At 36.3% G+C, this 15,753-nt stretch carries 17 protein-coding genes, 1 tRNA gene and 1 pseudogene; 13 read left to right on the top strand and 6 right to left on the bottom strand.

Translation table 11 applies throughout. The annotated features are described in order from the left end of the window. Positions 1 to 269: 269 nt before the first annotated feature. Positions 270 to 380, bottom strand: a pseudogene (locus AC3EA5_RS13800) (DUF6198 family protein); the annotation flags it as partial. A gap of 114 nt (positions 381 to 494) precedes the next feature. Here AC3EA5_RS13800 and AC3EA5_RS13795 point away from each other — a divergent pair. The 7 genes from AC3EA5_RS13795 to AC3EA5_RS13765 all read left to right on the top strand — a co-directional run bounded on the left by AC3EA5_RS13795 (position 495) and on the right by AC3EA5_RS13765 (position 4,263). Beyond that, positions 495 to 947 (top strand): MarR family winged helix-turn-helix transcriptional regulator, encoded by a 453-nt coding sequence (locus AC3EA5_RS13795; RefSeq protein ID WP_488608864.1) that lies wholly within the window; start codon positions 495 to 497, stop codon positions 945 to 947. Positions 948 to 978: 31 nt separating this feature from the next. Continuing rightward, entirely contained in the window at positions 979 to 1,497 is a 519-nt protein-coding gene (gene paiA, locus AC3EA5_RS13790; protein WP_488608866.1) for a spermidine/spermine N(1)-acetyltransferase, read from the top strand. Positions 1,498 to 1,521: 24 nt separating this feature from the next. Next, positions 1,522 to 2,133: an FMN-binding negative transcriptional regulator gene (locus AC3EA5_RS13785; RefSeq protein ID WP_488608863.1), complete on the top strand. Its 612-nt coding sequence runs from the start codon at positions 1,522 to 1,524 to the stop codon at positions 2,131 to 2,133. Positions 2,134 to 2,561: 428 nt separating this feature from the next. Beyond that, complete coding sequence (locus AC3EA5_RS13780) at positions 2,562 to 2,687, top strand: hypothetical protein (protein WP_488608862.1); 126 nt, start codon at positions 2,562 to 2,564, stop codon at positions 2,685 to 2,687. Positions 2,688 to 3,099: 412 nt separating this feature from the next. Continuing rightward, positions 3,100 to 3,342, top strand: a complete 243-nt coding sequence (locus tag AC3EA5_RS13775) for a hypothetical protein (protein ID WP_488608861.1) — start codon at positions 3,100 to 3,102, stop codon at positions 3,340 to 3,342. Continuing rightward, positions 3,323 to 3,715, top strand: coding sequence for a Panacea domain-containing protein (locus AC3EA5_RS13770; protein WP_488608860.1), 393 nt, complete (start codon positions 3,323 to 3,325; stop codon positions 3,713 to 3,715). Before AC3EA5_RS13775 ends, AC3EA5_RS13770 begins: the two co-directional genes overlap by 20 nt. A gap of 203 nt (positions 3,716 to 3,918) precedes the next feature. Further along, positions 3,919 to 4,263: a hypothetical protein gene (locus AC3EA5_RS13765; protein WP_488608859.1), complete on the top strand. Its 345-nt coding sequence runs from the start codon at positions 3,919 to 3,921 to the stop codon at positions 4,261 to 4,263. A 195-nt stretch (positions 4,264 to 4,458) separates the two neighbouring features. Here AC3EA5_RS13765 and AC3EA5_RS13760 read toward each other — a convergent pair. The 3 genes from AC3EA5_RS13760 to AC3EA5_RS13750 form a co-directional block, all read right to left on the bottom strand. Beyond that, a tRNA-Val gene (locus AC3EA5_RS13760) sits at positions 4,459 to 4,531 on the bottom strand. Positions 4,532 to 4,614: 83 nt separating this feature from the next. Then, complete coding sequence (locus AC3EA5_RS13755; protein ID WP_488608858.1) at positions 4,615 to 5,148, bottom strand: 2'-5' RNA ligase family protein; 534 nt, start codon at positions 5,146 to 5,148, stop codon at positions 4,615 to 4,617. 280 nt (positions 5,149 to 5,428) lie between these two features. Further along, entirely contained in the window at positions 5,429 to 6,127 is a 699-nt protein-coding gene (locus AC3EA5_RS13750; RefSeq protein WP_488608857.1) for a thermonuclease family protein, read from the bottom strand. Positions 6,128 to 6,187: 60 nt separating this feature from the next. Between AC3EA5_RS13750 and AC3EA5_RS13745 the strand changes: the two genes are divergently transcribed. Further along, positions 6,188 to 7,033: a DNA-3-methyladenine glycosylase family protein gene (locus AC3EA5_RS13745; protein WP_488608856.1), complete on the top strand. Its 846-nt coding sequence runs from the start codon at positions 6,188 to 6,190 to the stop codon at positions 7,031 to 7,033. A 184-nt stretch (positions 7,034 to 7,217) separates the two neighbouring features. Beyond that, positions 7,218 to 8,495 carry an MDR family MFS transporter gene (locus tag AC3EA5_RS13740; protein ID WP_488608855.1) on the top strand — a complete coding sequence of 426 codons (1,278 nt, stop codon included), beginning with the start codon at positions 7,218 to 7,220 and terminating at the stop codon, positions 8,493 to 8,495. Between the two features lie 46 nt (positions 8,496 to 8,541). Here the strand turns inward: AC3EA5_RS13740 and AC3EA5_RS13735 are convergent, their stop codons facing one another. Beyond that, positions 8,542 to 8,685, bottom strand: a complete 144-nt coding sequence (locus AC3EA5_RS13735) for a hypothetical protein (RefSeq protein WP_394188646.1) — start codon at positions 8,683 to 8,685, stop codon at positions 8,542 to 8,544. A 118-nt stretch (positions 8,686 to 8,803) separates the two neighbouring features. On the opposite strand from AC3EA5_RS13735, the gene AC3EA5_RS13730 reads away from it, so the two are divergent. Both AC3EA5_RS13730 and AC3EA5_RS13725 read left to right on the top strand, forming a co-directional pair. Beyond that, positions 8,804 to 9,742, top strand: coding sequence for a Gfo/Idh/MocA family protein (locus tag AC3EA5_RS13730; protein WP_488608854.1), 939 nt, complete (start codon positions 8,804 to 8,806; stop codon positions 9,740 to 9,742). Between the two features lie 88 nt (positions 9,743 to 9,830). After that, entirely contained in the window at positions 9,831 to 11,219 is a 1,389-nt protein-coding gene (locus AC3EA5_RS13725) for an aldehyde dehydrogenase (RefSeq protein ID WP_488608853.1), read from the top strand. A gap of 196 nt (positions 11,220 to 11,415) precedes the next feature. On the opposite strand, the gene AC3EA5_RS13720 is transcribed toward AC3EA5_RS13725, so the two are convergent. After that, on the bottom strand, positions 11,416 to 13,017 hold the full coding sequence (locus AC3EA5_RS13720; RefSeq protein ID WP_488608852.1) for a two-component system sensor histidine kinase NtrB: 1,602 nt from the start codon (positions 13,015 to 13,017) through the stop codon (positions 11,416 to 11,418). Positions 13,018 to 13,119: 102 nt separating this feature from the next. Here AC3EA5_RS13720 and AC3EA5_RS13715 point away from each other — a divergent pair, with 102 nt between their 5' ends. Continuing rightward, a complete protein-coding gene (locus AC3EA5_RS13715) occupies positions 13,120 to 14,175 on the top strand; it encodes a M42 family metallopeptidase (RefSeq protein WP_488608851.1) in 1,056 nt (351 codons plus the stop codon). Positions 14,176 to 14,186: 11 nt separating this feature from the next. Next, positions 14,187 to 15,671 (top strand): UDP-N-acetylmuramoyl-L-alanyl-D-glutamate--2,6-diaminopimelate ligase, encoded by a 1,485-nt coding sequence (locus AC3EA5_RS13710; RefSeq protein ID WP_488608850.1) that lies wholly within the window; start codon positions 14,187 to 14,189, stop codon positions 15,669 to 15,671. Positions 15,672 to 15,753 lie beyond the last annotated feature (82 nt).

Below are 15,753 nucleotides of genomic sequence, written 5' to 3'. Positions count from 1 at the left end.
TAGCTTAATTAACGGTTTTAATTAAAAAAGAGAAAACCTTCCAAAAAGGTTTTTGGAGGGCTGTTTGGCATGCTCAAAATAGTATAACATAGGGTTAATTAGAATTTTAGTGAAAAATATTGACATCCTATTAGCTGGTTTTAATGAAGAACAGAAGATCGTCCGAGACGGTCTTTTTTATTTGCCTAAAACCCAAGATAGATTGGATATTTATTCGGTGTCTCTGGTTTATGGAAAGCTCTTTTTAGAAAAAAATGACCTATTACAAACAGTCCTACCAAAAGGGCGTCAAATGGTGACGTTCCCAAATCTGATTGTATCGTGAAAGAAATTCCGAGGGTTAACAGTAAAATTCCTAATACATAAAAAGTATACTTCACATTAATCAACCTCTATATCGTTATTTTTATTGCAAATGCAACAAATATGTTTTAAATTGAATATAGACATTTATTATTGCATTTGCAACAAAGTTATTTACGGAGGAGTTATATATGAAGGAAATTTTGCGTGAAATCGGCATGATTGCTAGGGCATTGGATTCGATTAGCAATATAGAATTCAAAGAGTTTGAACTAACAAAAGGCCAGTACTTGTACCTGGTGCGAATATTTGAAAACCCGGGAATCATCCAGGAACAGTTAGTGGAGATGATTAAAGTAGACCGGTCCACAGCAACTCGTGCTATCCAAAAGCTAGAGTTGAACGGCTTTATTGAGAAGAAAGATGATCCGAACAACAAAAAGATCAAAAAACTCTATCCAACGGAGAAAGGGAATACGGTCTACCCTTTCATAAAAAGAGAAAATGAATACTCCAATATTGTTGCATTAGAAGGATTTTCTGAAAAAGAAGCGGAAACCACGTTCGATCATCTGCAGCGTATCAGAAAAAATATCGAAAAAGACTGGGAGTTTGTAAAAAAAGGAAACAAGAGAAACTACTGATCACCTAAAGGAGCTGCCTAATTTAATGACGATGACGATAACGATAAAAAAATGTATCCTTGAAGATTCACTTGACCTCCAAGCAATCAGTATGGAAACATTTACCGATACTTTTAAGGACCAGAATTCCCCTGAACACCTAAATGCCTATTTGGAAAGGGCATACAACGTGAACCAACTAGAACAAGAATTGGCAAATCAGTCTTCGCAATTCTTTTTTGTTTATTTTAATCAGGAAGTCGCTGGATACATGAAAATCAATACCGGTGATGCCCAATCGGAAGCAATGGGAAATGACTCACTTGAAGTCGAGCGGATTTATGTAAAGAAGAAGTTCCAGAAACACGGTCTTGGAAAACACCTGATGAACAAAGCGATGGAAATTGCGTTGCAGGAGAAGAAAAAGAAAATTTGGCTAGGCGTTTGGGAAGATAATGAAAACGCCATCGCATTTTATCAGAAAAAGGGATTTGTCCAAACAGATTCTCACTCCTTTTTTATGGGCGATGATGAACAAGTGGACCTGATCATGACCAAAACACTCCAATAATTTTTTAATGAAAGGAGGATTATCATGTATACACCAAAGTATTTCAAGGTCACCGATTTTGAAGAAATCCGGGAGTTTGTTCAAATGAACTCCTTTGGGACGCTTGTTACCACTAAAAAAGGAAAACCTATTGCGACCCACCTCCCCCTGCAATTAGTGAAAGAAGAAGATACCTACTATATAACTGGGCATATGGCTTACGGCAATCCGCAGTGGCGGACATTCGATACCTGTGAAGATGTACTCGTTATGTTTCAAGGACCGCACGCTTATATCTCTTCTTCCTGGTATGAACAGGAAAATGTCCCGACTTGGAACTACCAGGTTGTTCATGTATATGGAACTGCCACCATTTTAAACGAAGAAGCATTGAAACAGGATCTGACAAAGCTGTTGGAAAAATACGAGAAGCATCGTGAGAACCCTGTTCTATGGGATAAGCTTTCCCCTTCTTTATTGGAAAAAGAAATAAAGGGGATTGTTGGTTTCAAAATTATAGTACAGGAAATTCAGGCTGCCTATAAACTGAGTCAGAATCGTAATGAAAAGGACTATCAGAACATTATTGACGAACTTACTAAGGAGAAAGATTTAAATGCAAAGGCATTAGCCGAAATAATGAAAAACAGAGAATAATAAAGTTTACAAAGATAAATAGGAAAGAGTATTTCGACTATAAAAATTTTAAAGAGGGATTACTAAGGTAGTTTTCAATTTCTTATTGAACTAACGGCTGCTTTAGTTGAAGAAGACTTATGAATATTTGGTGCGAAAACTCAGTCTTTTGGGCTGGTTTTTTTTGAAGTTCAATATTTAATTTATAAGCTATCTAATATTTCAATTCGAGTAATTAGAGCCACCTGATACATAGCACTTTTAAAGATCACAATTCATGTTCGAAATGGGATCTTTTTTGTATGATTAACTTTTATTGTGTACCAGATAACTGGACGGGTATATAAGGGATGGTGAAGATAAGAGGGCTCTTCAGTTAAAAGTTGAAAGACAGTACAGAGGACTAGTTCACTTGATCAGCTGTTTGGTAGTAAGAAGGGGAAATCTAAATGAAGAAGATTCGAAGTGATGAGACAAGAAAAGAAATATTCAAGTTTTTCATGAGAACCTCGGCACCTCGATTAGCAGCAAAAGGGAAGTTGAAGCAATTGAAGAAAGAGGAAGGAGCAAAATGATCTCAACTGAAACGATGAAATCCTAATTACTTTATGAAGTAATGCTATCTCCTTCGTTAGTGGCCACCCTTGATTGGGTGGTCTTTTTTTGTACAAATCCGACAAATAGGCAAACCCCACTAAAAAGGCTATTTGCTGAAGGTGCTTTTTAGGGTGTGTGCAGGCAAATAACCTCTAACCTATATGTACCTTAGCTTCAAAGCAGGTTTAGAAGTGCAACTGCTGTATAAAGTGCGAATGTGCAAGTTAGTGTTATTTCGCTGTTTAATTTATAGGTAGTCAATCCCACATGTTTTACAGGTTCTAAATGGAGGTTTTTTTATATAAGGAGGGAAAGGATTTATTAACATTGTGTAGAATTATATGATATAAATGTAATTACAATTAGTTTATTGAAAGAGTGGTATGATTAATGAGATTAAAAGAAAATGATTTGATTTCTCTGGTTGATCTCATATTAAATATTAATACGATTCATCATGATTACTCAAATCAATGGTTAGGGAAATTAGAACAATCAATCAACTTGAAAAAAACTCAGGTTCGGAATGTTTGTGTTAGAAACACTATCGAAGAAATTGATAGTTTAGAAATAAATATGAATTTTATTAAATACACATTTGAAATTACAAAAAATGATCTTTTTTGTCTATGAAGAATTTCTGAAAATTACTGGGGTTAGATTATTTAATGATGAAATATATGCTTGGAAACACGGTCCAGTTGTCGAAAGTGTATATGATGTATTTAAAGTTCATAGATCGTCTCTAATTGATTATGAAGAAGATGACAATGTATTAATTTACTCTTCAGATTTAGCCATTTCTCCATCTTTTATGCGAATTATTTCAACAGAGCATGGTAAAGTAGCATTAGATACTATTCATGAAATAATAAAAAAATATATACACCTAGACGCTTGGGACCTTGTTGATATGACTCATCAAGAAGGAAAACCGTGGATAAAAGTATATAAATCTGGAATGAACAAATTAATAACTGATGAAATAATTTTATCTTATTCGTAAAAAAGCACCTCTAACCAGGTGTTTTTTTATTTGCCCAAATGTGGTTAAATGTCGAACGTTTAATAAAGGTTTATATCTTGTCTTGTCGAATATGTGTTGTAAGGATAAGGAAAGGATGATTAGAATATGCATTCACACAGGAAGTTGCAGAACTAATAGAAAAAGTTAAATGGAGTCATGAACTTAGTGTAAGAAGTAGTGTAATGGCAGAGGTTAAAAAATACTTTGGTGAAGAGAATGACTATTTAATTTATCCTATTGATCTTTATTTTGCTCATTCCGAAAATGGAGTATACCGATTCTACATATTCGCTGAAGACACTTTTACTGTGGTTACTCGTGATAACGGACATTTTATATTCCAAACTAATCTATATGACGTAATGGAAATGAATTACGATAAAGGAAACAACAGATTATTTAACCGTACTCTGAAGCTAACTTTCTCTATTGGAGAAAGTGTTACACTAGATAGTGTTGTCGATACAAGAGACCGCAACGTAGAGTTTTATGGAAATTTGATTGATGAAATTTATAAAACTTGTTAGCAAATCATTAATTGATGTATGTCTCGCAATGTTTATTGCATACTCGTTTGAGTGTGCTTTTTTTATTTCAAAATAATCTCAACCCATATTTTAACCCATATTATGAATTCATAAGAAAAAGCATCGCCTCCGAAGAGATGATGCTTTTTAGAGAAACCCTTGTTCCTAAAGGTTTCTTACGGGTTCTAGACCCAATGATCCCGACTGGGCTCGAACCAGCGACCTCCACCCTGTCAAGGTGGCGCTCTCCCAGCTGAGCTACAAGATCGTTTTTACTAGGACAAATTCTATTATATCGCTGTGGACTAAATAGTCAATGCCCTAGGATAGGTGTCATGCTGTCATGCATTACTAGCTTAAGAAGTGAGTCCATTCAGTTTGAGCTCGACCGTTGACGATGGTCCAACATTCGATGGCTACTGCTTTTCCATCCATCGGCTCAAATGCTAAGGCAGCACGTTGGAACAATGGTCCCCACATATTAAGTGCTGTGTTGTTTAATAAAGTAGCATGAGGTACCCATTTTCCTGGCAGGTAAGGGGATATCTCTGTTGTATGTAAATCGGCAATTAAATTATACAAATCTGTATGGAATTCTATTAATTCTTTCGTGATCACAGGAGCGGCAAAAAACGTGCCCTTTTGTTTAAAAAAGCCAAGTGAAGCGAGAGAGATAAGCAATTGTTTTTGCTTTTCACTCCACGGCTTAATGATTTCGCCAAGAATTCCAGGATGAACTTGTTCAAAAGTAAACAAACTCATATGAGGAGGAATTAACGTTTCTTTCCCACGAAGGGCAGCCCCTGCGAGATTACTTTGATCTTGTTCTAATTTAGTGGACAATTTATAGTCAAATCGAAGTACAAGTACTTGCATCTGATTCATTCCCTTCTTCATGATGCGGTTTTTGATATGTAAGGTATATTCTTTCGTTGAAAAGGAGTGAATTTCCTTTTCAAGTTGTTTGGAAATCGTGAATTTTTGAATGAAGCGGGTGAAATCTAGAATAGAGGGGTCGAATCCTAGAATGTGCCTAGCGAATTCTAGAATAGACCTAACGAATCCTAGAATACGCCCAGTCAATCCTAGAATACTCCTCATGAGATCGAGAATAACACCTCGTACGCTATGCTACTCAGCCACATATTTCTTCAAATCACACCATTTATCTGCCAGCTTTTCTAAAGCCAGCACTCATTGCTTCTTTCTCTGAACAGAACCATTCTTCTGGGTTTGTTTGGATATAGTGCTGGCTATCTGGTACGTGATAAATTTTGTCCCCATCACGATTAATATTTCCTTTAATTAAACAGTCACTATTTTGCTCAAATACAGCTTGATCAAAACCTCGATCCGTTGCATAGTTTTCGACTTCCCAAATGCCTTTTTTCGCATCTTTGGCAATTTCTTGAGCTTCCTCAAACTCATCTAAGTAACGAGTATTTGGAGGGAAGACATAGGCTACTCGTCCAAGCCCTTCAGATAACAGAATTTCTTGTACGGATTTTCCATCGATATACACATATGCAAGTAGTCTACCGTAGTCATCCATTCGATCACCGACATCAAATTCAATCGAAACTTGTCCAGTTTTCATAATCTCTTTGTGACGTGCACTCGCTTCTTCGCCACCGGGTTGTTTACCTAGCGTTTGATGTCTGACTTCCGGAGTATCTAAAAGTAAGTAGCGAATCGTTTCGGTCTTTCCGTTATACTTAACTTTAATGGTATCGCCGTCTATTACTTCGACTAATTCTACTGGAATTTGTTCGGTCGTGCCGGTCGTTGTTGTCGTTTTACTTGGTTGTTCTTCACATGCTGTTAATAAAAGAAGGATTGAACAACAGAGTAGCCATTTTTTCATTTTTCATCACCTGTACATATGGTATCATATTCTATTTTTTCATGTAGAAAGGGTTTTATTATGAAACGAATAATCGAATTAGATTTTGCCTACGATTTTGAGCGAGTATTGGATCGTCTTTCAATGGACCCTATTATTTCATTAAATAAAGAAAACAGAAGTGTTCATATTCCACTTAAAGAAGGAAAAATACTGACACTCCGTGCAACCGGAACTACAAATCAACCTGTATTTGAATTGGATAATGTTGAATCTGAAGAACAAATGAACTTCGTAAAAGAGATTTTTCACTTCGACCGTTCGTTAGATCCGATACATGAACATTTTGCGTCTACTAATTTATCGTCTGTTTTTGACGAACATAAGGGTACTCCGATTGTGCGTGAATTTTCACTTTACGCAACGTTAATGAAAAGTATTATTCATCAACAGTTAAACTTATCTTTTGCTCATACATTAACGACTCGATTTGTGCATACATATGGCCATGAAATCGATGGGGTATGGTTTTATCCAACACCAGAAAAGATTGCACAGATTCAAGTGGAGGAACTAAGAGAACTTCAATTTAGTACACGCAAAGCCGAATATGTGATTGGTGTATCTCAAGCGATAGCGAGTGGGGAATTAGATCTTGAAAAATTGGCACTTGAAGAAGATGATACGATTACACAAACTCTCATTAAATATAGAGGAATTGGACCTTGGACCGCACAAAGCTTTTTATTGTTTGGACTAGGGCGACCTAATTTATTCCCATTAGCGGACATCGGACTTCAAAATGCGTTGAAGAAATTGTGGGGAACCACTGAAAAACCGAAAGCTGAAGAAATGGCTTCACATTTCCCACAGTGGTCTCCATTTTTAAGTTATGCATCGCTTTATTTGTGGAGAAGTATTGAATAGGTTCGATTTAAAATGCGTATTTCTATCTCACAGGCTTTATTAGCAAAAAAGAAACTACAGAAAATCAATAGAAGCTATGAATACATGAATTATAAAAAATTAGAGAAACAGTTGTACTGCTTATTATTTCAACTTAACCTGAATAGGATTAGTGTTTTGAGCAAGTCATCTAGGGAGAAACAACATGAAGATTAAAGATTGGGATAAAAGTTTAAAAGCAAGATTAATCGGTGAAGCATTTATGAACATCACGTTTTGGATGTTCTTCCCGTTTCTTGCGATCTATTTTGCAGAGGAATTCGGGAAAACAACGGCTGGGTTTTTGCTTATTTTGTCTCAAGTATTCTCGGTCGCTGCAAATTTAGTTGGTGGATATTGCGCGGATCAATTTGGTCGCCGAACGATGATGGTCATTTCGTCATTTGGACAGGGAGCAGCATTTTTTTTATTTGCTTTCGCTAATTCACCATTCTTGGAATCGCCGGGATTAGGATTTATTGCTTTTACAATTGCTAGTGTTTTTGGTTCTTTATACTGGCCAGCGAGTCAAGCAATGGTCGCTGATGTCGTTCCAGAAGAGCATAGAGGGGAAGTCTTTGCAGTCTTCTATACATCTATCAATATTGCGGTCGTTGTTGGACCAATTTTAGGTGGGATTTTCTTCTTTAGTGCACGTTTTGGTTTAATGGTTGTTGCAGGCTTAGTGTGTTTATTATTAGCATGGATTTTAATTAAGTTCACGAAAGAAACATTACCAACGAATGTTGATAACCTGGCAACGGATACTCCTAAAGGGGCGATGCATGCCATTCGTATGCAGGTAAAGGATTACGGAGTGATTATGCAGGATAAGCTCTTCTTACTATTTATCATTGCAGGAGTTTTAAGTGCACAAACTTTTATGCAACTTGATTTGTTACTTCCTGTATATGTGAAGGAAGTGATTGCAAATCCTCAACTGATGTCTGTTTTTGGGTGGGATTTCAAGTTAACAGGCGAGTTGGCATTTAGTGTACTTATTTCAGAGAATGGTTTATTGGTTGCATTACTCACTGTAGCTGTTACACGTTATGTACTGAAATTCAGTGAAAAGAATGTCTTCTTTATATCTTCCATTTTATATACAATCGCGATGATGGTTTTCGCTTATTATGAATTGTTTTGGATTTTCGTATTAGCGATGGCGATTTTTACATTTGGCGAATTAATGATTGTCGGCTTATCTCAAAGCTTTATTTCCAAGTTGGCACCTGAACATATGAGGGGCCAATATTTTGCAGCAGCTAGTTTACGCTATACGGTCGGGCGAATGATTGCACCATTATCAATTCCAATGACGGTTTGGTTCGGGTTTTTCTGGACGTTCACCATCATTGCCATTCTTTCCTTACTAAGTGCCTTTGTGTATTATTTAATGTTTTATTTATATGAACAAAAAAAGACAGCTTCTCCTTTGAATTAAGGGGAAGCTGTTTATGTATGACATATTTGGTTATTTCTCTTCAAATTTATTGTTCCAATGTTTCGACTTCTTCAGTATCATCAAAGTAAATGAACGCTTCTTCCTCTAACTCGTTTAAGCGATCTTTATTAATCCCTAAGCTTAAGCTTCCTGAAAAGATGGGTTCCCACCAAGTTTCTGTTTTTAACATGTGTATTTCCTCCCTTATTTTTCTTAATTGTTTGACAGTTCTTTACCCGTAAAAGTTACAGTCTGAAACAAAGTTTTTAAAAAATGAAACAAATTTCCTAGAAGGAGTGTTGAATCACTTGAAGAAAACAACGTTTGCTCTAATCGGAACCGGCATTGTAGGAGAACGTATTATTAATCAGATTTTGGCGCATTCTACATGTGAAATCGTGGCAGTGTATGATGAAAATTCGACACGATTACAGGAAATAAAGTCAAAGTATCATTTACATAGTTTGAATTCTTTAGATGAGTTATGGGCTTTAAAACCTGACTGGGTGTATATTGGAACGCCTCCTAATCAACATGCTCCACTGACTGAGCTAGCTGCAAAACACGGCTGTCATATATTATCTGAAAAACCTCTTGCCCATGACGTAAGCGCAGGTGAACGGATGGTCGAAGTGACAAAGGAAATGAATGTCCATTCTGCCATGCATTTTCCGCTTATGTATAGTGATGCAGTCCAATCCATGATGGCTGCAGTAAATGATGGTTCACTCGGAAGCATCCAAAGAATCGAGCTTCAAACTTATTTTCCACATTGGCCGAGACTGTGGCAGCAAAATCCATGGATTGCATCACGCGAGCAAGGTGGCTTTATAAGAGAAGTATTTCCACATTACTTTCAAATCATGTATAGACTATTTAATCATTTTTCCATACAGGCATTTCAAACCAATTATCCTGAAAATATAGAATTGTGTGAAACTAGTACAATTGCATTTGGTAAGACGAATGAAGGAATTCCGATTCTAATAAATGGCCAGTCTGGTATAGCTCAAGAAGAAGTGTTGTCATTTAAAATTTATGGGTCAAAAAAAGTGATGACCTTAAAAAATTGGTCGGAGTTATGGGAAGCGGAAATGGATCAGGAAGCTAGAAGAATAGAGCCTACTGTCAAAGCCTCCACCTTGTTTGAAGAGTGTCATTCCATAATGCAAAATAAAGAAGCTTACCTCGTGACTTTTGAAGAAGGATTAATCGTCCAAAAATGGATTGATCAATTGCTAGTGTAGATTTTGAGCGAACAGTTACAGCCTCTTAATCTTTTGATTATTAACGTACGAAAGACTACTATTAGGCTATAAGAAATGGAGTGAGAAAATGAATTTTACAGCTCAAGATGTAGAACAAATGATCAATGTACAACATGATTTTTACTATAAAGGGATGACAAAGTCCGCTGAATTTCGTAAAGCACAATTAGTGAAATTAAAACAAGCAGTTCAGCATCACGAAGCGGAAATAATAGAAGCTTTGTACAAGGATTTAAGAAAAAGTGAATTCGAAGCATATGCAACAGAGGTTGGATTTGTTTTAGATAGCATTGGATTTATGTTGAAACATCTAGATGAATGGATGAAACCTGAACCAATAAAAACTTCGCTTCATTTAATGCCAGCGAAAAGTTTTATTTTACGTGAGCCTTATGGTTCTGTATTAATCGTTGGACCTTTCAATTATCCATTTCAACTGGTAATGGAACCATTAATCGGGGCCATTATTGGAGGGAATTGTGCAATTGTTAAACCATCTGAATCTGCTTATCACACGGCTCAAATTATACGTAAAATTATTGAAAGCACATTCGCTCCACATTATATTCGTGTAGTTGAAGGTGAGAAAGAAGAGACATCTGCTTTAATACATGCGCCATTTGATTATATCTTCTTTACTGGTAGCGTTGCGGTTGGAAAAGTAGTTATGAAAGCTGCTTCAGAAAGATTAACACCGATTACCTTAGAACTTGGTGGAAAAAGCCCGGCCATCATTGATCACACAGCAAATTTAGAAGTTGCCGCAAAAAGAATCGTTTGGGGTAAATTTGTCAATGCAGGGCAGACATGTGTCGCACCTGACTATTTACTCGTGCACAAAGATGTGAAAGATCGATTCATTCAATTATTATCGAAAACCATTACAGAATTTTTCGGAAAAAATCGTCAAAGCACTCCGGATTACGGCCGAATCATCAATGCTCGTCAATTTGATCGACTGGAACAATTACTCCAAAAGGAATCTTCTCAAATCGTATTCGGAGGAAAAGTGGATGCAAACGATTTATATATCGAACCGACTATTTTAGACGGCATTTCTTGGCAAAGTCCTTCGATGGAAGATGAAATATTTGGTCCGATTTTACCCGTGATGACCTACGATCGATTGGAAACTGCGATTCAACAAGTTCGCAAGTTACCAAAACCTTTAGCTGCTTATTTCTTTAGTGAAAATGAAAAAGCAACTTCTTATTTCTTAGAAGAATTACCATTCGGGGGCGGATGTATAAACGATACCATTTCGCACGTAGGAAGTGCCCATATGCCTTTCGGTGGTGTTGGACCTTCAGGTATGAATGCGTATCATGGGAAAGCAAGTTTTGAAGCATTTACACACGCTAAATCAATTTTAAAGAAAAGTACGAAGCTGCCAATCAATATCGTATTTCCGCCATATAAAAACAAAGTGAAGCTTGTGAAGTCGTTACTCCGTTAAGGAGAGCAGTGTTTCTTAGTATTGTTAGACTAAAAATTTGTAGGATAGTGGTCGGCTATTTCGTTCGCGGAAAGCGAAAGAACTACCCGACCACCTAATTTATCATTCAAGTTCAACACATCAGAAATCAAATTTTTATAATGTTATATAAAACCATTACTCTTTTATCTACAGTATGAAAAAATCAGCTCTTCCATTAGGAAGAACTGATTTTTTTTCGGTCTCGATAGGGAAGGGAAATGGACACCTCCGTACCGATTCCAACTTTACTACTAATTCGGATGGAACCTCCATGTTCTTTAATGATCTTTTCAGAAATCATCATGCCAAGACCAGTTCCAGATTGTTTCGTTGTAAAGAAAGGTTCGAAAATTTGCTGAACAACGTCTGGAGACATACCAGGCCCATTGTCCTTAAAGCTAATGGTAATTTCTCGATCATTCTTTACCTGAACCTCTGTAGATATATGCAATTGCCCATTTTCTCCTAATGCTTCAATGGCATTTTTAACGATGTTAATAAATACTTGTTTAATTTGATTGGGTTCCCCTAAAACAAAAGTCTTCGATGAATTGATTTGCTCTTTTAATTCGATTGCACGCAAATTTAATTCTGGTTTAAATAACATCACAACATCATTTAAAATATCTTCAACCATAAATTCCTTTGATGTAGTGACATGAGGTTTTGCTAATACCAAAAACTCACTAATGATTAAATTAATTCGCCCGAGTTCAGACTGAATGAGCTGTGTGTAAGAGTGATAAGGACTTTTAGTATCTTGATTCATCATTTGAATAAATCCAGAAATAACGGTCATTGGATTACGTATTTCATGAGCTACACCTGCAGCGATTTCACCCGCTAGTTTTAACTTTTCCGATTGCACCAGCATCCGCTCAGCTTCTTTTTTATAAGAAATATCACGAGAAATCACGGACATCGCTACTAATTCATTATCTCGATTATAAATGGGCGAGAGAGTAAGTTGTGCATCGAAATAGGTTCCATCTTTCCTCATGTCTTTTGTTTCAAGGAAATGAAATGTTTCACCTGATAATACTTTTTGAACTCTTTCAAGGGATGCCTCCATGTTTTCGGGAGGAATCAATGGGATTTGATTGCCAATGCATTCATCTCTAGTCCATCCGTACATTCGTTCAAATGCAGGGTTTACTTCGATTACTCGAGCTTCTAGGTCAAAAACAGCAATGCTGTCTTTTGCATTTTCAAAAAACAGGTGAAGATAGCCTTCTTTGGATTCCAGTGCACGTTCCATCGATGACTGGTTTTCTTCCATCCTTTTCCAAGCTTTTCGAATGAAAACTGAGTGAAAGATTGCAGTTAAACCTAATAAGAAAAATAGAAAAAGTAGTTCAAATAAATCCGCGTAATCGATTGTTTGTTTAAACGTGCTAAAAGATCGATTAAAAAAGTAGATGATTTCCATCAAAGTAATTGCTAAAAGAATGATATTAGGGATGACAGAATGGTATAATGAAGCGACAAATAGTGGATATATGAATAATAAAACATGGATATAATAAGGAGTATCGATATTAATTAACACGATGTATCCATTTAATCCAAACAGTAATAAAAATTGTATCCATTTTTCATTTACATCCATCTTTTGCAGCATGGATAAAAGAATCCAATAGACAATAGCTAGCAAAGGAATATGTATGGATAATTCAAAATGAACGAAAATGGATGAAAATGTATGTATGAATAATGCAACCGCAAATATGTTTAGAAATAATCGATTACGTTTTCGTAAGATAAATGTATTTTCCATGGTTCACCTCAATTAATAGGTAGTACCATTATCATACATGATTTGCCGGTGTCGTAAAATGCTGAATTTTGTTAAGATGTATATATATAGGGGGTTTTTTGAATGTATGGTTCATTTAACGAAAGAGAGACAATTGACATTCTTAAAAAATTAGTAGAAACACCAAGTCCTTCGGGCTACACAAGCGAAGTGATGAAGGTCATTTCTTCTTATCTAGATGAGTTAAACGTAGATTATGTAAAAACAAATAAAGGAGCCATTGTAGCAACTATATTAGGCGATAACAATTCTAGTCATAGATTATTAACAGCTCATACGGATACTTTAGGTGCAATGGTAAAAGAAGTTAAAAGTAACGGGAGAGTCAAACTTTCATTAATCGGCGGGTTTAGTTGGAATGCGATGGAAGGCGAATCATGTTTTATACATACTTCTTCAGGGAAAAAGGTTCGTGGAACAATTTTACTTCATCAATCGTCTGTTCACGTTTATAAAAACTCAGGCTCCATTGAACGAAATGCCGAGAATATGGAAATACGTATTGATGAAAAAGTATTTTCGAAAGAAGATACAAGTAAACTTGGGATAGATGTGGGAGATTTTGTTTCATTCGATCCACGATTTGAAGAAACTGAATCTGGTTTTATCAAATCAAGACATCTAGATGACAAAGCTAGTACTGCACTTTTATTACAATTAATGAAAAATATCAAATCATCGAATATCCAATTACCTTACACGACACATTTTTACATATCTAATAACGAAGAAATTGGATATGGTGGTAACTCAAACATACCAAGTGAAGTAGTAGAGTATATTGCAGTTGATATGGGAGCACTTGGAGATGGTCAAACTTCTGATGAGTATACTGTATCCATTTGTGCGAAAGATTCATCTGGTCCTTATCATTACGAGTTAACTCGTCACTTAGTCAACTTAGCTAAAGAGCATAATATCGGATATAAGTTAGACATTTACCCTTATTACGGCTCTGATGCATCTGCTGCAATTCGAGCTGGATATGATGTTAAACACGCACTGTTTGGCCCAGGAATCGAATCATCACATGCTTTTGAGCGAACTCATATTGATTCATTAAAACATTCTGCTTCACTCTTAGAAGCATATGTAAAATCTCCGATGGTTTTGGAATAGGAGGAACAAGTATGCGCGCAGCTGACTTAATCAGTTGTTTGCCAGTTAAACAAATTAAAGGAACTTTACCTAATGAAATAATGGATATTGCTGTAGACTCTAGAAGTGTTCAGCCAGACTGTGTGTTTATTTGTATAAAAGGATATACAGTGGATGGACATGACTTTGTGGAACAAGCAATAGCAAATGGTGCTCGAATCATTATCTCGGAAAAAGATCTTGAGATTGATTTTGAGCGTGTTGCACTTGTGATTGTCGATGATACGACACGTGCTGTTGGACTACTTGCTTCAAAGTTTTATCAATACCCTTCTAAATCTTTATCGATGATTGGGATTACAGGGACGAATGGTAAGACGAGTGTAAGTGGTATTCTACAAAGCATGCTACAAGGTTTACAGGTAAAGTCAGCATTAACTGGCACAATTGGATTTAATTTAAATGGAGTATTATATGATTCAGCCAATACAACAAGTGATGCGTTGAGCACGCAACAAATGATTCATCGTGCTAAAGTTGAAGGCTGCGAAACCATGATTATGGAAGTATCTTCACATGGTCTTGTTTTAGGTCGACTAGCTGGCGTGGAGTTCGATATCGCTATTTTTACTAACTTAACACATGATCATTTAGATTTTCATGGGACGATGGAACAATACGGTCAAGCTAAATCGTTATTGTTCTCACAACTTGGACAGGATTTAGAGCAGTCTAAACATGCCATTTTAAACATTGATGACCCTTGGTCTAATCGATTAAAAGAATTAACAAGTTTTCCTGTTTGGACGTATTCAATTAAACAACCTGCTCATTTTGAAGGATTGGATATTCAATTACATGCAGATTGCACACAATTTAATTTGAAATCTCCAGAAGGTACCTTCCCAGTTCGAATGAATTTATTAGGCGAATTCAATGTCTATAATGCATTAGCTGCGGTTGCTGCTCTGTATACTAAAGGCATTCCTTTAGACGCTATCCTAAAAGAACTTGAAAAAATTCCACCTGTAAAAGGAAGAATGGAAAAACTCGAGAGTGAGTTGCCTATTTCTATCTTTATTGATTATGCACATACACCTGATGCAATTGAAAAAGCCATTTCATCTGTTTTAGCATTTAAAAAGAAACGTTTAATATTCTTGGTTGGAACTGGTGGAAATCGAGACCGTTCTAAGCGTCCAATTATGGCAGAGAAGGCATCTATTGCTGATTATGTGATTTTAACGACAGACGACCCACGAAATGAGCCATACGATTCAATTTTATCGGACCTCGAAAAAGGCATGAAGCATGACCAATATGCATGTATTGGAGATCGTGAAGAAGCAGTTAAACATGCCATTTCAATTGCCGAACCAGGAGATATGATTATCTTTGCGGGTAAAGGCCACGAAGATTATCAAATTATCGGAAGTACGAAGTATCCTCATAGTGACGGGGATATTGCACTCGCTGCAGGAAAGCTCAAATTCCAAGATTCTACATCACGAACTTAAAGAAAGAACCGATCAGTTTCATGGTCGGTTCTTTCGATGTTCCTGCACTTGTATTTTTATGAATTTTTCCATATGATGAATA

It is taken from the genome of Paenisporosarcina sp., assembly GCF_057785155.1.
The sequence above is the reverse complement of the archived record's forward strand: the minus strand, read 5'-3'. Positions and strand labels throughout refer to the sequence as shown.